General features: G+C 69.5%; 24 protein-coding genes, 1 tRNA gene and 1 pseudogene. 14 read left to right on the top strand and 12 right to left on the bottom strand.

The annotated features are described in order from the left end of the window. Positions 1 to 17: 17 nt before the first annotated feature. Positions 18 to 1,337, bottom strand: coding sequence for an MATE family efflux transporter (locus AB0H21_RS23905; protein WP_358520225.1), 1,320 nt, complete (start codon positions 1,335 to 1,337; stop codon positions 18 to 20). Between the two features lie 313 nt (positions 1,338 to 1,650). Here AB0H21_RS23905 and dnaB point away from each other — a divergent pair, with 313 nt between their 5' ends. Then, entirely contained in the window at positions 1,651 to 4,503 is a 2,853-nt protein-coding gene (gene dnaB, locus AB0H21_RS23900) for a replicative DNA helicase (protein ID WP_358520222.1), read from the top strand. A 196-nt stretch (positions 4,504 to 4,699) separates the two neighbouring features. Then, positions 4,700 to 5,146: pseudogene (gene soxR, locus AB0H21_RS23895) on the top strand (redox-sensitive transcriptional activator SoxR); the annotation flags it as partial. 26 nt (positions 5,147 to 5,172) lie between these two features. Here the strand turns inward: soxR and AB0H21_RS23890 are convergent. The 3 genes from AB0H21_RS23890 to AB0H21_RS23880 all read right to left on the bottom strand — a co-directional run bounded on the left by AB0H21_RS23890 (position 5,173) and on the right by AB0H21_RS23880 (position 7,719). Continuing rightward, complete coding sequence (locus AB0H21_RS23890) at positions 5,173 to 5,916, bottom strand: metallophosphoesterase (protein ID WP_358520220.1); 744 nt, start codon at positions 5,914 to 5,916, stop codon at positions 5,173 to 5,175. A gap of 88 nt (positions 5,917 to 6,004) precedes the next feature. After that, complete coding sequence (locus AB0H21_RS23885) at positions 6,005 to 6,796, bottom strand: ABC transporter permease (protein ID WP_358520218.1); 792 nt, start codon at positions 6,794 to 6,796, stop codon at positions 6,005 to 6,007. Positions 6,797 to 6,807: 11 nt separating this feature from the next. Further along, positions 6,808 to 7,719, bottom strand: a complete 912-nt coding sequence (locus AB0H21_RS23880; protein ID WP_358520215.1) for an ABC transporter ATP-binding protein — start codon at positions 7,717 to 7,719, stop codon at positions 6,808 to 6,810. Positions 7,720 to 7,852: 133 nt separating this feature from the next. Between AB0H21_RS23880 and AB0H21_RS23875 the strand changes: the two genes are divergently transcribed. The 3 genes from AB0H21_RS23875 (at position 7,853) to dnaN (ending at position 11,167) form a co-directional block, all read left to right on the top strand. Further along, the gene (locus AB0H21_RS23875) at positions 7,853 to 9,349 is read left to right on the top strand and encodes a histidine kinase (RefSeq protein ID WP_358520213.1); all 1,497 of its coding nucleotides are present in this window, start codon (positions 7,853 to 7,855) and stop codon (positions 9,347 to 9,349) included. Further along, positions 9,346 to 9,999 carry a response regulator transcription factor gene (locus AB0H21_RS23870; protein ID WP_358520210.1) on the top strand — a complete coding sequence of 218 codons (654 nt, stop codon included), beginning with the start codon at positions 9,346 to 9,348 and terminating at the stop codon, positions 9,997 to 9,999. Before AB0H21_RS23875 ends, AB0H21_RS23870 begins: the two co-directional genes overlap by 4 nt. A gap of 73 nt (positions 10,000 to 10,072) precedes the next feature. Beyond that, positions 10,073 to 11,167 carry a DNA polymerase III subunit beta gene (gene dnaN, locus AB0H21_RS23865; protein ID WP_358520208.1) on the top strand — a complete coding sequence of 365 codons (1,095 nt, stop codon included), beginning with the start codon at positions 10,073 to 10,075 and terminating at the stop codon, positions 11,165 to 11,167. Between the two features lie 25 nt (positions 11,168 to 11,192). Here dnaN and AB0H21_RS23860 read toward each other — a convergent pair whose 3' ends face one another. The 6 genes from AB0H21_RS23860 to upp all read right to left on the bottom strand — a co-directional run bounded on the left by AB0H21_RS23860 (position 11,193) and on the right by upp (position 15,299). Next, a complete protein-coding gene (locus AB0H21_RS23860; RefSeq protein WP_358520205.1) occupies positions 11,193 to 11,882 on the bottom strand; it encodes an FCD domain-containing protein in 690 nt (229 codons plus the stop codon). Between the two features lie 103 nt (positions 11,883 to 11,985). Continuing rightward, positions 11,986 to 13,323, bottom strand: coding sequence for a helix-turn-helix transcriptional regulator (locus AB0H21_RS23855; protein ID WP_358520202.1), 1,338 nt, complete (start codon positions 13,321 to 13,323; stop codon positions 11,986 to 11,988). Positions 13,324 to 13,455: 132 nt separating this feature from the next. Next, positions 13,456 to 13,986: a PH domain-containing protein gene (locus AB0H21_RS23850; RefSeq protein WP_358520200.1), complete on the bottom strand. Its 531-nt coding sequence runs from the start codon at positions 13,984 to 13,986 to the stop codon at positions 13,456 to 13,458. Further along, positions 13,983 to 14,216, bottom strand: coding sequence for a hypothetical protein (locus tag AB0H21_RS23845; protein WP_358520197.1), 234 nt, complete (start codon positions 14,214 to 14,216; stop codon positions 13,983 to 13,985). Before AB0H21_RS23845 ends, AB0H21_RS23850 begins: the two co-directional genes overlap by 4 nt. Positions 14,217 to 14,256: 40 nt before the next feature. Then, positions 14,257 to 14,475 (bottom strand): three-helix bundle dimerization domain-containing protein, encoded by a 219-nt coding sequence (locus tag AB0H21_RS23840; protein ID WP_114030003.1) that lies wholly within the window; start codon positions 14,473 to 14,475, stop codon positions 14,257 to 14,259. A 185-nt stretch (positions 14,476 to 14,660) separates the two neighbouring features. Next, the gene (gene upp, locus AB0H21_RS23835; protein WP_358520194.1) at positions 14,661 to 15,299 is read right to left on the bottom strand and encodes a uracil phosphoribosyltransferase; all 639 of its coding nucleotides are present in this window, start codon (positions 15,297 to 15,299) and stop codon (positions 14,661 to 14,663) included. A 178-nt stretch (positions 15,300 to 15,477) separates the two neighbouring features. Between upp and AB0H21_RS23830 the strand changes: the two genes are divergently transcribed. The 4 genes from AB0H21_RS23830 (at position 15,478) to AB0H21_RS23815 (ending at position 17,149) form a co-directional block, all read left to right on the top strand. Beyond that, a complete protein-coding gene (locus tag AB0H21_RS23830) occupies positions 15,478 to 15,966 on the top strand; it encodes a tRNA adenosine deaminase-associated protein (protein WP_358520191.1) in 489 nt (162 codons plus the stop codon). A gap of 17 nt (positions 15,967 to 15,983) precedes the next feature. Beyond that, on the top strand, positions 15,984 to 16,475 hold the full coding sequence (locus tag AB0H21_RS23825; RefSeq protein WP_358520188.1) for a tRNA adenosine deaminase-associated protein: 492 nt from the start codon (positions 15,984 to 15,986) through the stop codon (positions 16,473 to 16,475). An 88-nt stretch (positions 16,476 to 16,563) separates the two neighbouring features. Then, the gene (tadA, locus tag AB0H21_RS23820; RefSeq protein ID WP_358520619.1) at positions 16,564 to 16,998 is read left to right on the top strand and encodes a tRNA adenosine(34) deaminase TadA; all 435 of its coding nucleotides are present in this window, start codon (positions 16,564 to 16,566) and stop codon (positions 16,996 to 16,998) included. 61 nt (positions 16,999 to 17,059) lie between these two features. After that, positions 17,060 to 17,149 (top strand) — tRNA-Ser (locus AB0H21_RS23815). Between the two features lie 247 nt (positions 17,150 to 17,396). Here AB0H21_RS23815 and AB0H21_RS23810 read toward each other — a convergent pair. Beyond that, complete coding sequence (locus tag AB0H21_RS23810; RefSeq protein ID WP_358520616.1) at positions 17,397 to 17,876, bottom strand: hypothetical protein; 480 nt, start codon at positions 17,874 to 17,876, stop codon at positions 17,397 to 17,399. Positions 17,877 to 17,906: 30 nt separating this feature from the next. Continuing rightward, positions 17,907 to 18,944, bottom strand: coding sequence for a hypothetical protein (locus tag AB0H21_RS23805; RefSeq protein WP_358520185.1), 1,038 nt, complete (start codon positions 18,942 to 18,944; stop codon positions 17,907 to 17,909). 865 nt (positions 18,945 to 19,809) lie between these two features. Between AB0H21_RS23805 and AB0H21_RS23800 the strand changes: the two genes are divergently transcribed. From AB0H21_RS23800 to AB0H21_RS23780, 5 genes are read left to right on the top strand one after another with little or no spacing between them, the layout of a single operon-like run. Continuing rightward, entirely contained in the window at positions 19,810 to 20,022 is a 213-nt protein-coding gene (locus AB0H21_RS23800) for a hypothetical protein (protein WP_358520182.1), read from the top strand. Then, positions 20,019 to 20,318, top strand: a complete 300-nt coding sequence (locus AB0H21_RS23795; protein WP_358520179.1) for a hypothetical protein — start codon at positions 20,019 to 20,021, stop codon at positions 20,316 to 20,318. The genes AB0H21_RS23800 and AB0H21_RS23795 overlap by 4 nt, the downstream gene beginning before the upstream one ends. After that, complete coding sequence (locus AB0H21_RS23790) at positions 20,315 to 20,719, top strand: hypothetical protein (protein ID WP_358520176.1); 405 nt, start codon at positions 20,315 to 20,317, stop codon at positions 20,717 to 20,719. The genes AB0H21_RS23795 and AB0H21_RS23790 overlap by 4 nt, the downstream gene beginning before the upstream one ends. Next, positions 20,716 to 21,006, top strand: coding sequence for a hypothetical protein (locus AB0H21_RS23785; RefSeq protein ID WP_358520174.1), 291 nt, complete (start codon positions 20,716 to 20,718; stop codon positions 21,004 to 21,006). The genes AB0H21_RS23790 and AB0H21_RS23785 overlap by 4 nt, the downstream gene beginning before the upstream one ends. Next, on the top strand, positions 21,003 to 21,383 hold the full coding sequence (locus tag AB0H21_RS23780; RefSeq protein WP_358520171.1) for a hypothetical protein: 381 nt from the start codon (positions 21,003 to 21,005) through the stop codon (positions 21,381 to 21,383). The genes AB0H21_RS23785 and AB0H21_RS23780 overlap by 4 nt, the downstream gene beginning before the upstream one ends. Positions 21,384 to 21,398: the final 15 nt, after the last annotated feature.

The raw sequence follows: 21,398 nt of genomic DNA, 5'->3' as shown, positions 1-21,398 counted from the left end.
GTGGCCTCGCTACGGGATCAGGCGCCGGTCACCAGCCACGCGCGGCCGTACGCGCGCCACCCCAGCGTGGCCAGCCGCGCCGCCATCCACACCCCGAGCGCGAGCCACAGCGCCACCAGCCCGCCGCCCGAGCGGACGACCGCGTACGCGGCGGGCAGGTAGGCGAGCGTGGTCAGCGCGGACGCCCAGGCCAGGAAGCGCCGGTCGCCCGCCCCGATGAGCACCCCGTCCAGGACGAACACCACGCCCGCGAGCGGCTGGAGCAGCGCCACCACCCACAGGACCGACACCAACTCGGCGCTCACCTCCGGGTCCGCCCCGAACAGACCCGGCAGGACCGGGCGCAGCAGGACGATGGCCAGCCCGAGCACCACGCTGTAACCGACGCCCCAGATCACCATCGTCCGGGTGGCCGAACGCGTGAGGTGGACGTCCCCGGCGCCGAGCGTCCGCCCGGTGATCGCCTGCCCGGCGATGGCGATCGCGTCGAGGGCGAAGGCCAGCAGGGTCCAGATCTGGGTGGCGATCGCGTGCGCGGCGAGCGGCGCGTCGCCCATGCGCGTGGCGACCGCCGTCGCGACGATCAGTACGACGCGCATGCAGACGGTGCGGATCAGCAGCGCGATCCCGGCCGTGCCCGCGTCGCGGATCCCGGCGAGGTCCGGCCGTACCGGCACGTGGTGCTCGCGGGCGGCCCTGACGACGACCAGCACGTAGACCACCGCCCCGAGCGCCTGGGCCAGGACGGTCCCCCAGGCCGACCCCGCGATGCCCCAGCGGAGGACCAGCACGAACAGGGCGTTGAGCGCGGCGTTCAGCGCGAACGAGCCGATCGAGACGACCAGCGGGACCGCCGTGTTCTGCAGCCCGCGCAGGATGCCCGTCCCGGCCAGGATGACGAGCATGGACGGAGTGCCGAGCAGGCTGATCCGCAGGTAGGTCACCGCCTGGCCGGCGACGCCGGGGGAGGCGCCGAACAGCTCGACGATCCAGGGGGCGAGCGGCCAGCCCACGGCGATCAGGGCCACCCCGATCGCGGCGGCGAGCCACAGCCCGTCCACACCCTGCTTGACGGCTCGCGGCAGGTCACCGGCGCCCACCTGCCGGGCCACGGCCGCGGTCGTGCCGTACGCGAGGAACACGCACACGTTGACCAGGGACGTGAGAGCCGTGCCTGCGATGCCGAGCGCGCCGAGGGCGAGGGTGCCGAGGCGTCCGACGATGGCGTAGTCCGCGAGAATGAAGAGAGGCTCGGCCACCAGGGCCCCGAAGGCCGGGACGGCGAGTCTCAGTATCTCTCGGCTGCCGACGCGGGAGGCGCGTGAGGTAAGGGCCACTGGTCTATTTTGCCCCTTACGTCTCTCAGCTCGACGGCGGGCCCCGGCTTGGCCCGCGTGTCACCGCGACTTTCTTTCTTCCACAGCTAGTGGACAGCGTTTTCGCTGCTCAGCAAGGGGTTGTGGAGAAAGCTTCTCGGTTATCCACAGGGTTGTCCCCAGCGTTCCCACATGCCACGGCGAGAACTGCACACCTTATCCACAGCTCTTCCACAGCGTTGTCTACAGGACGCGTTGCCGGTTCGTTCGATACCGGCGAAACTGTCACCCCGGCTACTTCGGGGGTGCCGGGAAGCACAAGGGAGGGCGCCAGGTGAGCAGTGAGGTGGCACCGGCCTTCGACGCTCCGTTCGAACGCACCCCTCCCAGCAACATCGAGGCCGAGCAGTCGGTGCTGGGCGGCATGCTCCTCTCCAAGGACGCCATCGCCGACGTCGTCGAGATCCTGCGCTCCGACGACTTCTACCGGCCCGCGCACCAGATCATCTACGACGCCGTCCTCGACCTGTACGGGCGCGGCGACCCCGCCGACGCCGTCACCGTCTTCAACGAACTGTCCCGGCGCGGCGAGATCGCCCGTGTCGGCGGCGGCGCGTACGTCCACACCCTCACCGCCGTCGTCCCCACGGCCGCCAACGCCGGCTACTACGCGAAGATCGTCCGCGAGCAGGCGATCCTCCGGCGGCTCATCGAGGCCGGCACCCGCATCGTGTCCTACGGCTATGGCGGGCAGAACGAAGAGGTCGACGAGCTCGTCGACCGCGCCCAGGCCGAGATCTACGCCGTCACCGAGCGCCGCACCAGCGAGGACTACCGCCCGCTGTCGGAGATCATGCCCGGCGCCCTGGACGAGATCGAGGCCATCGGCAGCCGCAGCGGCCAGATGGTCGGCGTCCCCACCGGCTTCCAGGACCTCGACGCCCTCATGAACGGCCTCCACCCGGGCCAAATGATCGTCGTGGCCGCACGTCCGGCAATCGGCAAGGCATTGGCGCTCGACACACCGTTGCCCACGCCGACCGGCTGGACGACCATGGGCGAGGTCCAGCCCGGTGACCACCTGATCGGCGCGGACGGCAAGCCCACGCGCGTGACCGCGGCGACGGAGGTCATGTACGGCAGGCCGTGCTACGAGGTGGAGTTCAGCGACGGCACGGTGATCGTCGCGGATTCCCGGCACCAGTGGCGCACGACGACGCGCGCGAGTCGTCGTCAGGCGGAGCACAAGCGTTCGCTCTACTGGCCGGACGAAGCCGTGGAGCGCGTCAGGAAGGCTTACACGGCCTCGTTGGTCGAACCCGGCAGGCATGTGACCCATCAGGAGGCGCTCGCCGCCGTGGGACAAGAGTTCCGGCACGTGCTTCACACCGTACAGAGGGCGGTCGGCACAACCGGCAAGGTACCGGTCGCGGTCAGCGGACCTCGGTGGAGTTACACCTGGACCGCGCCCGCCTACCCGGCCTCGGCACTCTTTGAAGCCCTCGACGAGAGAGTGCGCAGGCCGAAGAACGCCGCGACAACGGCGCTTCACCCGGAAACCGTCACCACCGAACAGATCGCCGCGACACTCCGCTGCGGGGCCGACCGGCGCCCGAACCACGCGGTCGAGGTGGCGGCACCGTTCGAACTCGCCGAAAAGGACCTTCCCCTGTCGCCGTACGCGCTCGGGGTGTGGCTCGGCGACGGTCACAGCTCCTCCGCGCGCTTCACCACGATCGACCCGGAGATCATCGCCAACCTCGAAGCCGAAGGCCTGCGCATCACCCGAGTGGGGTCCTCGTCGGCCTACGCGATGGCGCTTCCCGAGCCGGATCCGATACCGGCGCGCGAATGCGTCGTCTGCGGAGCCTCTTTCGTTCCCCAGACGTCACAGGTGCGCACCTGCGGCCGGAGATGCGGGGGCAAGGCCCGCTTGGTGTCCGCCCCTGTTCCCGCGCCGGCGTGCCCTGACTGCGGTGGTCCGTCGAGTGGCCTGCGCCGGTGCCAGAGTTGCAGAAATCGCCACGGCAGCGTACAAGGGCCTCTTCGCACGCTCGGTGTTCTGGACAACAAGCACATCCCCCGCAGTTACCTGCGCGCCTCCGTGGCCCAGAGGCGCGATCTACTGGCCGGACTGTTGGACACCGACGGCTTCGTGAGCCGCAGCGGGCAGATCCAGTTCGCCGTCACCAACCGCAGGCTCGCCGAGGACACGCTGGAACTCGTTCTGAGCCTCGGCATCAGGGCGACCATGCGGACGAAGGCGGTTGCGGGCAGGTCGGCGGAGTCGTCGACGTGCTACATGATCAATTTTACGACGGCCGACACGGTGTTCCGGCTGCCTCGGAAGGCCGAGCGGCAGGTCGCCACCCCTCACGCGGCGACCCGGGTGAGGTACATCGTCGATGTGCGGCCTGTTCCGTCGCGTCCCGTGCGCTGTGTCGAGGTCGACAACGGCGACCATATGTACCTCGCGAGCCGTTCGTGCATTCCCACGCACAACAGCACTCTGGGGCTGGACTTCGCCAGGTCGGCCGCCATCAGGCATCACATGACCACTGTGGTGTTCTCGCTGGAAATGTCGCGTAACGAGATCACCATGCGGTTGTTGTCGGCTGAGGCGCGGGTGGGGTTGCATGCCATGCGGGCGGGGACGATGAACGACGATGACTGGCAGCGGCTGGCGCGCCGGATGAGCGAGGTCGCCGAGGCCCCTTTGTTCATCGACGACTCGCCGAACATGTCGATGATGGAGATCCGGGCCAAGTGCCGGCGGCTCAAGCAGCGGCACGACCTGCGGTTCGTCATCGTCGACTACCTGCAGCTCATGAGCTCGCCCAAGAAGACCGAGAGCCGGCAGCAGGAGGTCTCCGAGATCTCGCGTGCGCTCAAGCTGCTCGCCAAGGAGCTCGAGGTGCCCGTGATCGCGATCTCCCAGCTCAACCGCGGTCCCGAACAACGCACCGACAAACGCCCACAAGTGTCGGACCTTCGCGAATCCGGCTCAATCGAGCAGGATGCGGACGTAGTCATCCTTTTGCATCGGGAGGACGCCTACGAGCGGGAGTCGCCGCGGGCGGGGGAGGCGGATCTGATCGTGGCCAAGCACCGTAACGGGCCGACGGCCACGGTGACCGTCGCCTTCCAGGGGCATTACAGCCGGTTCGTGGACATGGCCCCGCACTAAGCCTTAACGGCTGAGGTTACGGGGGCGGAAGTCCTGGCAGGGCTTGGCCGTGAAGCCGGTGGCCAGGGCTGGGTGGTACTGCATGCATTTGAGCTGCTTCTTCACCGCCAGCGCCACCGGAATATTCCCGCGCGCCGGTGCGCGCTAAACCTCAAGTAATCTTGAGGTCAAGTGAGCGGAGCGGAGTGTGCCGGCCATGACCGATTCCCCAGCCCGGGGCATGGAGCTCAGCGTGGGCGAGCTCGCCGAACGCAGCGGCGTGAGCGTCTCGGCGCTGCACTTCTACGAGAAGCAGGGGTTGATCAGCAGCCGTCGTACCACCGGCAACCAGCGGCGGTACCGGCGCGACATGCTGCGCCGCGTGGCGTTGATCCGCATGGCCCAGCGCGTGGGCATCCCCCTGGCGGAGATCGCCGCGATCCTCGCCCTGTTCCCGCCGGACCACATCCCGACCCGCGCCGACTGGCAGCGGATGTCGGAATGCTGGCGGGAGGAACTGGACGAGCGCATGCGCAGGCTGCAGCAACTGCGCGACGAGTTCACCGACTGCATCGGCTGCGGCTGCCTGTCGATCGACCGGTGCCCGCTGATCAACCCGGCCGACGAGATGGGCAGGCAGGGCCCGGGGCCCCGCAGGCTGCTCGGGGCGCGTCAGGGTCATGGGCAGGGTCAGGGCACCACGCGGGCGTGCGTCGTCAACCTGCCGTCGTCGGAGATGACGTGCAGCGCGAACCCCGGCGGCACGTCGAAGGCGACCGGCGGGATGGCCGGCGACTCCTGCGGCAGCAGCGCCTGCGAGACCACCCCGGGCGCGACGTAGACGGGCCGCCCGGCGAACATCGTGGCGGCCGCCGTGTGGGCGTGGCCGATCAGGATGCCCACGATCTGCGGATACGCCCTGACGAGCTCCTCCAGACGCTCGGGCTCCAGCAGGCCGATCTCGTCGATGTAGGGGATGGCGATCGGCACCGGCTGGTGGTGCATGCCCACCAGCACGGGCCCGGGCGCCGACTCGACGACGCCGGCGAGCCAGCGCAGCGTCCCGTCGTCGAGGTAGCCCTCGTTCTTGCCCGGGATGCTGGAGTCGCACAGCGCGATCGTCGCGCCGCCGGCCTCCAGCACCTGGTTGACGGGCTCTGAGCCGCCGTCGGCCTCGCCGAGGAACGCCTTGCGGAACTCCGGACGGCTGTCGTGGTTGCCGGGGCAGACGATGGAGGGATAGGGGAAGCGCAGCAGCTCGCGGGCGAGCTCGTACTCTTCCGCGGCGCCGTGGTCGGCGATGTCGCCGGTGACCAGCACGGCGTCGATGGGGCCCGCGAGCCCGGACAGATGGCGAACGACCCGCTCGACCCGCTCGGCGCTCCTGGGGGCGCCGTCGATGTGGACGTCGCTCATGTGGGCGAGGGTGATCATAGCTTCGAGGATGCCACAGGGGGGTCGTCCCCGTCCCTGGTCTGTCGCCGGGCGGTCGCCATGAGGATGTCGGCGGTGCGGCGGTCCGTCACTCCCAGCGGAACGTGCGGGCCGCGAGCAGCGTCGCGCCCACGGCCCAGACGGCGAGGACGGCGAGGTGCAGCGTCTCGGGGGTCGTCCCGGCCCAGGCGTCGCGCATGGCCTGGCCGAAGGCGCCGGTGGGCGTGAAGTCGCCGATCCTCCGCAGGACCTCGGGCATGAACTCGCGCGGTACCCACATGCCTGCCAGGAACATCAGGGGGAACATCACGGCCGAGCCGATGCCTCCGGCGACGCGGCTGTTCGGGACGACGGCCGCCAGGCACAGGCCGAGCGCGAACAGTCCGCACACCCCGAGCACGAACGCGAGCGCGAACACCGGGAGCTGCGCGGGCACCCGCGTGCCGAACACCAGGTTGCCGAACACGATCATCAGCAGCGCCGCGACGACCGCCGTCACCAGGTTGATCACGAGCTGGGTCAGCAGTAGCGCCGCCGGCGAGACGGGGGTGACGGACATCCGGCGCAGAACCCCGCGTTCCCGGTACACCGCGAGCACCGAGGGGATCACCGAGAACGCGGAGACCATCACGGACAGCACGATCATCATCACGGGGAGCTGGGTGTCCACGACGCGTTCCCCGCCGAGGCTCGGGTCCGGGTCGCGGAAGCCCGGGATGGCGCTGCCCAGGATCAGCAGCAGGCCGAGGGGGAGCAGCAGCGTGAAGAACGCCGTCAGCGGCTCCCGCAGGTAGAGCGTGAACTCGGTGCGCAGGAGCGTCCGCAGGGCTGCGCGGCCGGCCAGGGCGCCGCCGGACGTCGTGCGGGTGGTGGGCGACATTTCTGGATCTCCTAGGCTTCGTCGGTGGCCGCGTGGCCGGTGATGGCGAGGAAGGCGTCGTCGAGCGTGGCCCGCTCCACGCGCAGCCCCGTGGGGACGATCCGGTGGGCGGAGAGCGCGGTGGTGAGCGCGAGCAACACGTCCTCGCCCCCGGTCACCGTCACCTCGTCGCCGTCCCGGACGACTCGCGTGATCTCGGGGACGGACCGCAGCACGCCCTCGGAGCCGGGCGGGCAGCGGAAGGTGACGCGCAGCGTGCCGTCCACCCTCCCGATCAGACCGGCGGGCGTGTCCACCGCCGCGACGCGCCCCCGGTGGATCACCGCGATCCGGTCACAGAGCCGCTCGGCCTCCTCCATGAAGTGCGTGACCAGCACGATCGTGACGCCACGGGCCTTGACCGCCTCGATGAGCTCCCAGGTCTCGCGCCGCGCGTGCGGGTCCAGGCCGGTGGTCAGCTCGTCCAGGATCGCCACGCGAGGGTCGCCGACCAGCGCCAGCGCGATGGACAGCCGCTGCCGCTGGCCGCCGGACAGCTTCGCGAACGCCGTGTCGCGTTTGGGGCCGAGCCCGACCTCCTCCAGCAGGTCCTCCCAGCGCGCGGGCCGGTCGTAGAACGACGCGTACAGCCGCAGCGCCTCGTGCACGCGCAGTTTGTCGGGCAGCGAGCAGTCCTGGAGCTGGACGCCGACCCGCCGCCGCAGCTCGTCGCGGTCGCGGCGCGGGTCCAGGCCGGTGACGGCGATCGTCCCGCCGTCGGCCGCGCGCAGCCCCGAGAGGCATTCGACCGTCGTCGTCTTGCCCGCCCCGTTGCGGCCGACGACGCCGAAGACCTCCCCCTCCTCGACGGCGAACGACACGTCGTCCACCGCCACGTGGTCTCCGTACAGCTTTCGCAGATTGGTGATCTCGATGATTGCCATGCCATCGAAGCTAGGAATCGCGCCGTTCGCCCGGAATGCGGCTGCCGCCCGGACGAGGGTGTACCTAGGTACACCCCATTCGGGCATCCACCGTCACTGGGAACCAAGCCCCTGGTGACGCAGACTGGTCCGCATGATTGTGAGGACGCTGACCGGTTTCGCCCGAGGTCTCGTGCTGTTCGGGCTGGCCGCCACGCAGGTGGTGATCCTCGCCCCGGCTCTCGTGGCGTTCACGCTGACCTTCGGCCTCGGCCTGGTCTTCCTGTTCCCGTGGAGCGTGCGGATGGTCCGCGGGCGCACCCGCCAGGCACGCCGGATCGCGGGGATGTGGGCCGGCGTGATGATCGACGCGCCGTACCGACCCGCGCCGCCGCCGCCCGTGCCCCAGCGCGACGGGTGGTACCGCGAGGGCAGGCAGCTCTACCGCACGTCCCTGATCCCCAACTTCAACCGGACCTTGGACTGGATGCTCAAGGACCCGGCGACCTGGCGCGACTACGCCTGGCTGATCGCCGAGCCGGTCGTGGGCGGCCTCATCGCCGCGTCCCCTCTGCTCATGGTGGGGTACGGCGTGCTGCTCGCCAGGGTCGCGCAGCCGGTGGAGATACTGGCCGGGCTGGTCCTCGTGGCGTGCGGCGTGCTGATCGCGCCCCACGTGCCGCGCGTGCACGGCCTGTGGACGAAGCTCCTGCTCGCCCCCACACGGCGGGCCCGGCTGCTGAACGAGGTGCGCCACCTCACCCAGGCGCGCACCGAGGCCGTCGACGCGCAGGCCGCCGAGCTGCGGCGCATCGAGCGCGACCTGCACGACGGCGCGCAGGCCCGCCTGGTCGCGATCGGCATGACGCTCGGGGCGGCGGAGGAACTGGTGGAGTCCGACCCGCGGGCGGCCAAGGCGCTGATCGCCAAGGTGCGCGAGGCGTCGGCCGCGTCGCTGGTGGAGCTGCGGCAGCTCGTCCGCGGCATCCACCCGCCGGTCCTGGCCGAGCGCGGGCTCGGCGACGCCGTGCGGGCCGTCGCCCTGGACAGCCCGCTGGAGGTCACCGTGAGCGTCGACCTGCCGGCGCGCGCCGAGGCGCCGGTCGAGTCGGCCGCGTACTTCGTGGTCAGCGAGCTGCTCGCCAACGCCGGCCGGCACGCGGACGCCCGCTCCGTCGCGGTGGACATCAGCAACCGGGGGGCCGCGCTGCGCCTGACCGTCACCGACGACGGCCACGGCGGCGCCGACCCGTCCAAGGGCAGCGGCCTCCAGGGCATCGAGCGCAGGCTGGCCGCGTTCGACGGCGTGCTCGCGCTGAACAGCCCTGAGGGAGGGCCGACCACGGCCGTCGTGGAGATCCCGCGGGCGTTCCCGGGCATCGTCGGCGGGGGTGTCGTCCCGCGGCGGAAGGTGCGGCTGATGGCGGTCTGCTGGGGACTGTTCTGGCTCCCGCTGTTCCCCCAGGGCCTCGTCGCGCTGGTCATGAAGATCTTCGGGGTCGACGAGCGGAGCTGGTTCCTGGCGCTCTACCTGCCCGAGGTCCTCCAGTTCCCGGTCATCTTCGCCATGATCGCCCTCGGCGGCGGCATGGCCGCCTACGGGATGCGCGTGTCCCGGCAGCTCAAGGCGGCCGGCGAGGCCTGCGCATGAGGGTCGTCCTGGCCGAAGACCTGTACCTGCTGCGCGAAGGGCTGGTGCGCCTGCTCGAGGCGCACGGGTTCGAGATCGTCGCGGCGGTCGAGTCCGGGCCCGAGCTGCTCAAGGCGCTGCTCGACGAGCGCCCCGAGGTCGCGGTCGTGGACGTACGCCTGCCGCCGACCTTCACCGACGAGGGGCTGCAGGCGGCGCTCGCCGCCCGGCGGTCGATTCCTGGGCTCCCGGTGCTGATCCTGTCCCAGCACGTGGAACAGCTGTACGCGCGCGAGCTTCTCGCCGACGGCACCGGCGGCGTGGGCTACCTGCTCAAGGACCGCGTCTTCAACGCGGGCCAGTTCGTCGACGCCGTACGCCGGGTCGCGGGCGGGGGCACCGCGATGGACCCCGACATGATCGCCCGGCTGCTCGCCAGCAACGCCAGGAACGAGCCGCTCGGACGGCTGACCCCGCGCGAGCGCGAGGTGCTCGAACTGATGGCCGAGGGACGCTCCAACGCCGCCATCGCGCAGCGCCTGTACCTGAGCGAGAGCGCCGTGGCCAAGCACACCGCGAGCATCTTCGCCAAGCTCGACCTCGCGCCGTCCGACGACGACAACCGCAGGGTGCTGGCCGTTCTCGCCTACCTCAACGGCACCCGGGGCTAAGCCGCCCGCCCCTCAAATGTCCGACCCAGGCGCTACCGTTTTAGGACGGACGTTTCGAAGGGGGTGGATCAGGGTGAAGTTCCAGGTGGGCCGCGATGTCCTGGCCGACGCCGTGGCATGGATCGCTCGCACGCTGCCGGCGCGCCCCGCGGTGCCCGTGCTGTCCGGCATCCTGCTCGACGCGCTGGACGACGGCCTCATGCTCTCGGTGTTCGACTACGACGTCTCGGCGCGCGCCTCGATCGACGCCGACGTCGCCGAGCCCGGCAAGGTGCTGATTCCCGGGCGCCTGCTCGCAGAGATCACCAAGAGCCTGCCCGCCGAGCCGGTGCAGATCGTCACCTCGGGCTCCGAGGCCGTGCTGACCTGCGGCGGCGCCGAGTTCGGCCTGCTCACCATGCCCGTCGAGGACTTTCCGACGCTTCCCCCGATGCCGCGGAAGGCGGGCGCGGTCGGGGGCGGCGTCCTGGCGTCCGCGATCGGCCAGGTGGCGGTGGCCGCCAGCCGCGACGACACGCTGCCCATGCTCACCGGCATCCGCGTCGACATCGACGGCCTCCAGGTCTCCTTGGCGTCCACCGACCGCTACCGCATCGCCGCGCGCGACCTTTTGTGGAATCCGCAGAGCCCCGAGGAGCGCGCGGGCGTCATGATCCCCGCCAAGGTGATGGTCGAGGTCGGCCGCTCCCTGCGCGCCGGCGAGGTGACGATCGGCCTCGGCGACGGCATCGCCGGGTTCGAGTGCGCCGGGCGCACCACCACGGTCCGCCTGCTGGACGACCAGTTCATCGACTACCGCTCGCGCCTCACCGACGAGTGGTCGAACAGGGCGAGCGTCGCGGTGGCGCCGTTCATCGAGGCCATCAAGCGCGTGGCGCTGGTCGCCGAGCGGGGCAGCGCCATCCGCCTGTCGTTCACCCAGGGCCAGGTGCTGGTGCAGGCGGGCGGCGGCGACATCGGCCGCGGCGCCGAGGCGGTGGCGGCCGAGCTGGAAGGCGACGATATTCAGATCGCCTTCCAGCCGCACTACCTGCTCGACGGCCTCACGGGCGTCGAGACCGAGAACGTCCTCGTCAACCTGGCGTCCCCGACGCGGCCGGTGCTGATCACCGACGACGGGGACGACCCCGCGTTCCGCTACCTCGTGATGTCCCTGCGGCTGGCCTGACGCCCCGGCCCCTCGGGGAAGGGCGTCAGTCCAGCAGCTCGGCGGGGTCGCTGAGCGCGATCGCGATGTGCTCCATGCAGGCGTGGCCGGCGCGCTCGGCGGCGGCCGCGTCGCCCGCGGCGATGGCCCGGGCGATGGCGTCGTGAGGGATGTGACCGTTCTCCAGCGGCGCGCCCGCCGCCGCGATGCTCGCCCGCAGCGCCGCCGAGAAGTCCTTGTACAGCTCGATCAGCACGCGGTTGTGCGTGGCCTCGACCACCGCGACGTGGAACGCCAGGTCGGCCTCCACGAAGGCGTCGGCCTCGGCCTCGGCCCAGGCCTGCTCGCGGCGCAGCAGCGCGGCCTCGATCAGTTCGATGTCGCCCTTGGTGCGCCGGACGGCGGCGAGCTTGGCGGCCTCGACCTCCAGGGCCCGGCGCACCTCGAGGATCTCGAGGTGCTCGGCCGCACGCAGCCGGCGCGCTACGGCTCCGGAGAGCTCGCTGGTCGCGCGGACGTACGTGCCGTCGCCCTGCCGGCACTCGAGCAGGCCCGCGTGCGTGAGGGCCCGCACAGCCTCACGCACGGTGTTACGGCCTACGCCGAGTTGCTCCGCCAGCACGGTCTCCGTCGGGATCTTGGCGTGCAGGTGCCAGGAACCCGAGGTGATCTGGTCCTTCAGCTGCTCGATCACCTGGTCGACGAGCGAAGCCCGCTGCGCCGTACGCAGACTCACAGTCAGCCTCCTCCGGGAAACCAATCATCCTACGAGTCAATGATTGGTTGAACTTGACTATTCCGGAGTCTACTCGCCAAATCCTGAGACCGGGCGGGGAGGTCTATCGTGCGGACACCGCGGACGTCACGGCACCGGCGACGGTCGTCCTTACACCGACCGATTCCAATGCCCTGCGGTACGCGGCCGTCTGCTGCTGTCGGTTACCGGCTCTTCCCCAAAGATCCCCCAGTTCACGCCACACGGCGGCGATCTCACGGTCGTGCGCCTGGCCCACCCCCGGCGCCCCGGCCAGAAGCGCGCCCGCACGTTCCAGGCAGGCCTCAGCCCCTCCTTCGGACCGTGCCAAAACGACGTCGGCCAGTACGAGATGCGCCAGGGCGGCGACCGTCCCCGGCTCCTCCCGCAGCAGGCCGAGGGCCTGCTTGGCGAGGAGCTCCGCGCCGCCGGGGTTGCCGGACCCGAGCCGCACGCGAGCCAGGACGATCAGGCTGCGCGCGTGCTCCGCCGACTCGGCGGGCAGGACGGAGAAGACCTCACCGGCACGCGAGACCAGCTCGTCGATGCGGTCGGAGTTTCCGACGGTCTTGGTGGCGGAGATCTCGGCCCAGCGGATGGCGACCCTCGCCACCTGGAGCGCGATCCGCGCCGGCCGCCCGGCGGAGAGTGCGTCGTCGGCGAAGTGCACCGCGAGCGCGGAGTCCTCCCCTTCAGCCGCCGAGACGCTCGCCTGCCACAGCGAGAGGATCTCCGTAGTGCGGTCGTCGGGCACGGGCACGCCGGTGGAGGCGAGCACCTGCTCGACGTACGGAAGGCCGATCTCGGCGTCGGCCAGCGCCGCCGCTAGCTCGACGGCCACCTCGCCGTGGAAAAGTGACAGTTCCATTACCTGGGCCAGTGCCTCGGCGCCGAGGTCACGTGCCCGCATGAGGTCGCCCGCCTTCTGGTAGCACCGGCACAGTGCCACCGTCAGCGGGACGTCGGCCAGCCGCTCGGGGTGCGCGGCGGCCTCACGGCGCAGGCGCTCGTACGCCTCCACCGCGCGGCCGATCTTGCCCTGTGCCTCCAGGGCCCGCGCCCGTCCAAGCCGGGCGTGTGCGGCGAGGAGCGCGTTGTCCTCACCCGCGGCCTTGACGATGTCGCCGAAGCGATCAGCGGCGAGGGCCGCGTCACCGTGGTAGAGCTCCAGCTCGGCGTGGCGAAGGCCGAGCTCGGTGTCGATGCGCTGACGCGGCTCGATGCCGTGCAGCAGAAACTCGGTCGTGCAGCCTAGGCGCTCCGCTAGCAGGCGGGCCACCACGGGCGTAGGCGTGCGCTTGCCGGACTCGATGAGAGAGACATAACTGTCGGATAGGTCGGGTCCGGCCAGCTGGGCCTGAGACATTCGCCTGCTCAGGCGCAGTCCGCGGACGCGATCACCGATGGTTCCCTGACTCGGCATGTGATCTCTTAGGGCGGGGATATGGTCAATGGTTCCGCCATGATGGCACGAAGGAGCCGAATGGGGTATACCCACGTCAAGAATCCCGAGGGTGAAGTTGTCTCACACCTCGGGATTCAGGACGAAAGTGGACTAATCATCGTCGGCGTCAGAGCTGGGGAACAGCATCTGACAGACCTCCAGGTACAAGGTCTCCGGATACGGAATGAAGGGGACCGTCGACAGTGCCTGATCTTGGCCGGCCGACTCCAGGACGAACTCGCCGTATCCGAGCATGCGGCCCAGCAACGAGCGCTGGAAGCTCATGTCCGTGACCTTGCCGAGGGGCATCATGTCCACTCGACGGGTTATCAGACCTCTTGTCAATAGCATGCGTTTCGAGGTCACCACGAAGTAGTCGACCGACCACTCCGCCACTTTCCACACGAAGCGGATCAGTAAGAGGAGCCAGGCCCACCAGACGATGACCAACGCCTGTGCGCCCTGGTTCCCTCCGAGCCACTTGCTCAGCAGTCCTGCCAGGACCAGGCCGCCGAAGACCTCGGCGACCGGTCGCAACAGCACGGCCGGGTGGCGCCGCACCATGATGACCTGGTGTTCCTGGGGGAGAAGGTAACGGTTGACCGACGACGGAGCAGAGTCCCCGTGGGTCACCAGTCTCATGTCAGCTTCGTGAAGAATAGCGCCAGCGAATCCGCGGCATTCACCACAGTGTCCATTGCTCCCTTGACCGCGCTAGCCGCGTCAGCCGGTCTGGTGAACAGGTAGAAAGCCACAAACGCGATGGCTGCGTACGTTAGAACCTTCTTGACCTGCACTGCCGCCTCCGTTAACCACTCACCCACTGCACCCACCGTATACATTACCCAGCAGTCGGGCTGGGTAAAGCGCATCCTGACCCCTCAGTCTTTAGGGGTCTGGATGTGACCTGCGTCACTCCTGCTCGGCGGCGACCACGGCGAGCACCTGGAGGTGCTTGCGTGCGATCCGCTCCACCAGGCCCGGGTACGCGTAACCAGTGACTTCCATCGCGCCGTGGTGAGCCGCTTCGATGCAGCGCGCCACCGTCGCGGCGGGATGAACCCCGGCGAACTCGACCTTAAGCACGGTCTCGACCTGTGTATAGGCGTCAATCTCGGGCCGCTGGTCCATAGCTCTCCCAGGTGCGCGTCCACGGCAGGAGATGCCGGGAACACAATGACATCGTCATCACTGTGTGTACCCACTGAAACACAGTATGTAACGAGACGTGTGTCAACCAGAGGAAGATGAAGGAAAAGGATTCGGACGACTCCGATGACCCAAGGGCGCCGAGGGCCTCGAACGCCCCAAGAGACCTAGACGACCCCGTACAGGCGGTCGCCGGCGTCCCCGAGCCCGGGAACGATGTAGCCGTGCTCGTTCAACCGCTCGTCCAGAGCGGCCGTCACCACGCGCACAGGGTTGCCATGGTCGGCGAAGAGACTCTCGACGTACGACAGGCCCTCGGGCGCGGCGAGCAGGCAGATGGCGGTCACGTCCTCGGCGCCCCGGTGGAACAGCAACTGGATCGCCGCGGCGAGCGTGCCGCCGGTCGCCAGCATGGGGTCGAGCACGAAGCACTGGCGGCCCGACAGATCCTCCGGCAGGCGGGTCGCGTACGTCTGCGCCTTCAGCGTGCCCTCGTCCCGGATCATGCCGATGAATCCGACCTCGGCCGTCGGCAGCAGACGGGTCATCCCGTCGAGCATGCCCAGCCCCGCCCGCAGGATCGGCACCACCAGCGGCGCCGGGCGCGCCAGCCGCACGCCCTGGGCCGGGGCGACCGGAGTGGTGACCGTCGCGTCGGTGACCCGCACGTCCCGCGTCGCCTCGTAGGCCAGCAGGGTGACGAGTTCGTCCGCGAGGCGCCGGAACGTCGGGGAGTCCGTGCGCTCGTCGCGAAGCGTGGTCAGCTTGTGGGCGACGAGCGGGTGGTCGACGACGAGGGTCTTCATGGCTGCCAACGGTATCTCTTGGGACCGGGTGAACGGTACGAGCGGGTCGGTACCGGCCATCGCACCCGAAGCAGGCCGTGGCCCCCCGTTTTTGATCACAATTTGCCAGACGGCCGTACAGGGGCCCGGGGATTCTGGGAGCATTGCCACCCGTAAGAACCGCGTCGGTGGGGTGAAGATGACAGACGTAGACGCTCTTGACTTCGCCATCGTGGTCTACCGCGAGGACGATCGCTGGGAAGCCGAGATGTTGCCCGTGGGCCTGACGGCCGACCTGCACGGGCTCATCCACGCGCTCCGCCAGCAGCCGAGCATGGGCGCCACGATTGGCCTCGTCGCCGTTGGGGATGACTTCTTCGTGGCATTACGGGTGTTCGGTGAGCGCGTCGACGTCTTCCTGTCCGACATCACGGCGGCATGGGACTGGCCCCTCGCCCAGCAGGTCCTCGAGTACCTCGACGTCCCGGTGCCCGAGGAGGAGGATCTGGACATGGTCCTCCCCGCGGGAGATCTATCGATCTTCGCCGACCTCGGGCTCGACGAGATGGAGCTCGGCGCTCTGTCCGGAGACCTCGAACTGCTACCTGACGAGGTGCTTTCCAGCATCGCCGCACGACTGGGGTTCTCCCAGCCGTTTGAACGTGCCGTCGACTCAGCCATCGGCTGACCTCGGGAGCCGCGAACATGCCCTCGAGACCATCCCGCAGCTCACTGTTCGCCGCGGCCTTCGTCCGCACACCCGACGGATGGAACGGGGCCGAGGTCGATCTCGACAACGTCGAGATCGCCGACGACCTCGGTGACGCCGTCCAGGACGCCCTCGGGCTGAGCGGGGAGGAACTCGCCCTCCTCTGCGTCGAGGTGGAGGACGAATGGTTCGCCCTCGTCCGGTATGAGGACGAGGCCGAGCCCCGCGCGTTCCTCTCCGATGCCCACGCCGCCGCGGGCGACCCCCTTGGAGAGCTCTTCAACGAGCTGGCCGGGGTGGTCGTCCCCGACAAGGAGGCCGACGTCGGCGTCCGCCCGGCGGGCGACTTCGAGCTGCTCCGCGACCTCGGCATGACCGCCGAGGAACTGCTGGAGCTGAGCATGGAGGAAGGCGTGCTCCCCGCCGACACCCTGTCGGTGATCGCCGAGAAGCTCTCCTTCGCCGACGAGTTCGACCGCCTCCGCTAGTCGCGGGCGGTCGCGGGCGGCGTTTCGACGCGGCGCACGGCGAGGGCGGAGAATCGCTCCTGTGAGCGTGCCATCCTTCGAGCGGCCCATGCGGCTCGCGCTCGCCGAGGCCGTCGAGGCCGGGCGGCGGGGCGAGGTACCGGTCGGGGCCGTCGTCCTCGGTCCCGGCGGCGAGGTGCTGGCCGCCGCCGGCAACGACCGCGAGGCGGGTGCGGACCCCACGGCCCACGCCGAGATCCTCGCACTGCGCGCGGCGGCACGGGCACGCGGCGAGTGGCGCCTGTCCGGCTGCACGCTGGTCGTCACCCTGGAGCCGTGCACGATGTGCGCCGGGGCCGCCGTGCTCGCCCGGGTGGACCGCGTCGTCTACGGCGCCGTGGACGAGAAGGCCGGCGCGGCCGGTTCCCTGTGGGACGTGATCCGCGACCGCCGCCTGAACCACCGCCCGGAGGTCGTCCTCGGCGTCCTCGCCGACGAGTGCGCGGCCGTCCTCACGGACTTCTTCGCCGACCGCCGCCGCTGAGCGCGCCGCTCGCGAACCTTCGGCGCGCGAGCAGTGGCCCGGATCCGGTAGGCTGCTCCGCGGTGGAGTCGCCTAGTGGCCGAGGGCGCACGCCTCGAAAGCGTGTGATGGGGCAACCCATCCGTGGGTTCAAATCCCACCTCCACCGCCACTAACGAGGGCCTTTGACCTGCAAAGATGGGTTAAGGGCCCTTCGCGTTTCAAGATCATGGGGGCGGGCCGCATGACAGGGCCCCCAACCGATCTTGGAAGCGGGTCCCGATTGTGGTGGTGCCCACCCCTGATCACAAGGGGGGCCAGACATGGCATGGTGCGACGAAGGATCAGTAAAGTGATCGTGCGGCGGCGCGAGTACCTCCAGGCCTCCCGCGTCGCCGCACCCAAGAGGAACAGCAGCTTTACCCGCGGGCAGCGCCGTTCGGCCAGATCACGGTGACTGGGAGGCCTTGCGAGCGGGCTTCTGCCACAACGTCCCCCGTTCCACCTTCACCTGTGCCCGGCACTCCGTCCCACACGGCCACGAGCTCGTCGACAGACGACAGCACCGCCTCGTTCGCCGCGATGTATGCCTCGCGGCTGGCGTGATCAAAGTCCATGACGTGGACGCGCGCAGCCTTCGCCAGCAAGGTATCGAACTGGTCGGCATGGTCCGGCTTGACCTTCACCTCCCGGTAGTCGCGGGAGGGCAGGACAACCTCCAGCGTGCCGCCTAGGTCAATGATCGCTTCGGCGAAGATGGAGTCTGCGCCGCGGGCAAGACAAGAAACGCCTACGACCTCACCACGTGCGTTGCCCAGGTGAGCGCGTACGGCCTCGGAGACAAGGGCCACCGATGGCTGAGTCAAGTTCATGTGGCCGGTTACACCGATACGCATTATGCGGGCTCTCCTTGCGAGCGAAGCAACTTCCTACCGTGCAATCGTCTCGCGGATGTGCTGACGTAGGTCCCGTACCACGGGTTCGTCCCGAGTCGCTATTTCGAGATAGAACTCGCGGAGCTGCACCCGTACGCGGTCGGACTGGACCTGTCCCGCCGTCTCCGTGGCGGCGCTGCCAACCATGACAGCCTCGTCCAGGTCACCACTGAGCAGGTGTGCATACGCGAGTCCGACCTGATCAAGCGCAAGACTGCGCCTGCTTCGGCGCTGTCGCATCTCCACCGCTCGGCCTATGTAGGTAACGGCCTCGGCCGCATACCTGTCGTCCTGCCGGGACAGTTCGAGGTATCGGCCGCCCGTCACCCCGGCGAGCTCGGCGTCGTTGAAGTAGGTGATCCAATCCGGATCCGGGTCATCTGCACGGATTTCAGTGAAGGCGTCCTCCGCCATGCCGGTCGCGCGCCGGAACGCTTCTGGTCGGGCGAGCCTCGCGTACGCCCAGGCCTCGCGAGTGTGGAGCATGGCACGTAGTCGCGGCGTGGCGTTGGTATGAACTCCGTCCAGGGCGAGGCGTACCAGTTCCAACGCATCCTGAGGTTGCTCAAGGTAGAGCAGCTGGCGAGCCATCGACGCCAGAATGCTGGCGCCGAAGGGGCGATCTCCCGCTGGCTTGGCAGCCTGAAGGCCAAGGACGTAGTACTTCTGGGCCGCAGTCTGCATGCCGCAGTCCCACGACATGGTTGCGGCGATCTTGGATAGCTGAGCCATCACGCGGTAGAGACGGATGCTGATCTCGTGGGGATGACTCTCGCGTAGCAGGTCGGCGACCTCGTTGAGTTGGCCGATCACCGCCTTCCGTGCAAGGCCGCCGCCATGCGAGTCATCCCATTTGCGAAAGACGCTGGTAGTCGCCTCGAGTTGTGCCACCTCGTCGGTGCCGATGCGACCTGCGTGCATGGTTACGGGTAGGCCGCCCGGGGTCTTTTCCAACCAGCGTTGAACGGGATCGATGAGGGGAAGGCCGGCCGTGATGGCTAGGGCCTTAACGGCATGACGACGGTCGAGCATCAGATCACTTCTGGTGAGGTCGTAGACGGCGTGGGCTGTGGATCGCGGTTCCCATACCCATGGGAGATCGGGGGTAGTCGCCACCGTAGCCACGCTGCCTCTCCGGGTGTCTGGGAGTGCAGGTGACCGACTATCGAAGAGATCATCCTTGGATACTCCGAAGGCAAGTGCGTAGGCAGTCGTCCAGTCCCGAGGGAAGTGCTTACCTCTCTCCCAGTCTCGGATTTGGCGAGCTAAAGACTCCACTGACCCGTGGTCGTGACCAGCCGCACGCATAAGTTGGCGTGCCATTTCGTATTTATTCCAGCATCGTGCCTCGCGCTCAGTTTGCAACCTCGCTGCCCACCGTGGGCGCCGCTGCTCACTCACTAGCTACACCAATCGCCGGACTTGGGCACCCGGAGAGTCAAAGTATCCGGGTCGCTTCCCGCATTCTCCGGCATTCTCCGCCTCCCGCGTTGGCATGCGCAGCACTTTGACTAGCGATATGGCCAGGAAGTTATTGGGTCCCGCGGTCTCCGGTCAGGGCCTGCCACCCCATGCACCTGGGCCTGAGCTGGTGCGGCGGCGCGGTGAAAGCAGGCCTCCCGTGCCGTCGCACCTTCCACCACAACATGAAGACGGGCCCGCCCGGCGATACCAGCGCACGGACGAGCCCTCGATCGCATGGAGGTGCGATCTGATGCCCAATCGTAGGACTGTCCACAGCCGTCGAACGCCCCGGTTGATCCGCGTGCGTCACCGTGCGGACGCGCCGCCGAAGCCGCTTGGCTGCCGGTGGTGCGGTCACCCGCCGTACGCGCACGACGCCGCCAGTCTGCCCCACCGGCGCCATCACCAGTGGGAGCACCCCACCACGGCGCAGATGCGTGCCCGCTTGGACGCGCGTAAGCGGCTCGGTTTGTACGGGCCGTTGCCCGCCGGGCCGTCCCGTCCGGGCAGGGTCCACCCGCCCGTGGCCGCCTCGCGTCTCGTCCGGTTGGTCGCGCCCGCCGTCCCCCTCGGGATCGGCCGCGCGCCGGACACGCCGTCCTGGAACAGCGGGCGCGACCCGTACCGGCGAGGAGTGGCGGCGTGAGCCGGGGCCTCGGACGGCACCGCGAGGGCACGGTGCCCGCGTCCGACGTCGAGCCGGGCGCGCCGCGCCGGTGGGACCCCGAGCAGACCGCCGCGGCCACCCACCTCGACCTGGCCGAGTCCAGATGGCACGTGATGTACGGCCTGGGGAGTCGCCGTTTCTACGCCATCGCACTGTGGTCGGAGGAGCCGGTCATGGTGTACGCCCGCACCGCCGGCGAGCTGCACGAGGTGATGCGCGACGTCGAGGCGGAAGCGATGGAGCGCTCGGTTCGGCCCTCGGTGAGGGCGGCATGAGCGGTCCCGGCAAGCACACGCGCGTGCCCGAGGGCGAGGCGGCCGAGCCTGACGGCCGTGATCCGTACGGTTTCGGGCCGAACGCAGGGATCTCGGTGGGCGGCTACTTCCCGCGGCTTTCCCTGGTCGATGACCTCTGGGCGGAACCACGGGAACCGATCGAGCCACCGGCACACGGTCCGAGCCACGCGGTGGGGTTCGTCGGGGCGTCCGGGATCCAGCACGCCGTGCCCTGGCGGACGGCCGTCCCGCACGTGCCGGCCGCCGCCGCGTGCGCCGCTCAGGCCACGGTCGTGGCGATCAGCGGCGTGCCGGTCATCTGGACGCCGACCGACCATATGACGTGTGAGGACTGCGCCATCGCGGTCGCCGAGCTGGCGAGCCGGGAGGAACGGCCGTGACACTCACCGCGACCGAGGGCCACGCCGACCATGGCTACCACGTCCCGCGCCCGAACCGCGACGCCGAGCTCGTCCGGTGGGAGCGGGCCACGGCGGCCGAGGACCGGCGGCGCGTGCTGCGCTGGACCTGCCGGTGCCAGCACGTGGTGTATTACCTCGTGTCGGCCGGCGGCCGTGGCTACGTTGAGCGCGCGGGGCCCGGTGACGCGGTCGCACATAGCCCTCGGATGAGGTACGCGCAGATCGCGGACCTGTGGGAACGGATCTTGCTCGGGCAGGCCCGATGAGCAGGCGCCGTGACACTTCCTGGCACGCGGAGTTCCTGTGCCTGGTGAACGACGGCCTGGACTTCAGGACCGCCATGAGACGGGTCGGCCGCAGCACGGCGTGCCTGCACAAGCACTTCACGGCCGACGCGGAGTTCCACGCGGCAGCCCTCCGCGCTCGCCATGGATGGCTGCACGGCCCGGCGCCCGACACTAGCTGGCACCCCGACCTGCCACCGCCGCTGGCCGAGGGCCTGTCCATCCCGCAGGCCGCGGCAAAGATAGGGAGGAATCCCCTAACCGTGCGCAATCACCTGCGGCGCTTCGCCTCGCTCCGTACGGCGGTCAACGAGGCGCTGACGGCGGCGGGCCGTCCCCCGCTCTTCCCGCTGGGGTGACCCTTGCGTCGCGAG

The organism is Sphaerisporangium sp. NPDC051011 (assembly GCF_040653595.1).
In the GTDB taxonomy this organism is placed as follows: Bacteria; Actinomycetota; Actinomycetes; order Streptosporangiales; family Streptosporangiaceae; genus Sphaerisporangium.
The sequence above is the reverse complement of the archived record's forward strand: the minus strand, read 5'-3'. Positions and strand labels throughout refer to the sequence as shown.

Coding starts and splice junctions, on each gene's coding strand:
- AB0H21_RS23885 (WP_358520218.1), bottom strand. CDS start 6,796: ATGTCGCCCACCACCCGCACGACGTCCGGCGGCGCCCTGGCCGGCCGC.
- AB0H21_RS23890 (WP_358520220.1), bottom strand. CDS start 5,916: ATGATCACCCTCGCCCACATGAGCGACGTCCACATCGACGGCGCCCCC.
- AB0H21_RS23830 (WP_358520191.1), top strand. CDS start 15,478: ATGACAGACGTAGACGCTCTTGACTTCGCCATCGTGGTCTACCGCGAG.
- tadA (WP_358520619.1), top strand. CDS start 16,564: ATGCGGCTCGCGCTCGCCGAGGCCGTCGAGGCCGGGCGGCGGGGCGAG.
- AB0H21_RS23870 (WP_358520210.1), top strand. CDS start 9,346: ATGAGGGTCGTCCTGGCCGAAGACCTGTACCTGCTGCGCGAAGGGCTG.
- AB0H21_RS23825 (WP_358520188.1), top strand. CDS start 15,984: ATGCCCTCGAGACCATCCCGCAGCTCACTGTTCGCCGCGGCCTTCGTC.
- AB0H21_RS23850 (WP_358520200.1), bottom strand. CDS start 13,986: ATGAGACTGGTGACCCACGGGGACTCTGCTCCGTCGTCGGTCAACCGT.
- AB0H21_RS23800 (WP_358520182.1), top strand. CDS start 19,810: ATGCGTGCCCGCTTGGACGCGCGTAAGCGGCTCGGTTTGTACGGGCCG.
- AB0H21_RS23790 (WP_358520176.1), top strand. CDS start 20,315: ATGAGCGGTCCCGGCAAGCACACGCGCGTGCCCGAGGGCGAGGCGGCC.
- AB0H21_RS23855 (WP_358520202.1), bottom strand. CDS start 13,323: ATGCCGAGTCAGGGAACCATCGGTGATCGCGTCCGCGGACTGCGCCTG.
- AB0H21_RS23875 (WP_358520213.1), top strand. CDS start 7,853: ATGATTGTGAGGACGCTGACCGGTTTCGCCCGAGGTCTCGTGCTGTTC.
- AB0H21_RS23780 (WP_358520171.1), top strand. CDS start 21,003: ATGAGCAGGCGCCGTGACACTTCCTGGCACGCGGAGTTCCTGTGCCTG.
- AB0H21_RS23805 (WP_358520185.1), bottom strand. CDS start 18,944: ATGCTCGACCGTCGTCATGCCGTTAAGGCCCTAGCCATCACGGCCGGC.
- AB0H21_RS23840 (WP_114030003.1), bottom strand. CDS start 14,475: ATGGACCAGCGGCCCGAGATTGACGCCTATACACAGGTCGAGACCGTG.
- upp (WP_358520194.1), bottom strand. CDS start 15,299: ATGAAGACCCTCGTCGTCGACCACCCGCTCGTCGCCCACAAGCTGACC.
- AB0H21_RS23845 (WP_358520197.1), bottom strand. CDS start 14,216: ATGCGCTTTACCCAGCCCGACTGCTGGGTAATGTATACGGTGGGTGCA.
- AB0H21_RS23880 (WP_358520215.1), bottom strand. CDS start 7,719: ATGGCAATCATCGAGATCACCAATCTGCGAAAGCTGTACGGAGACCAC.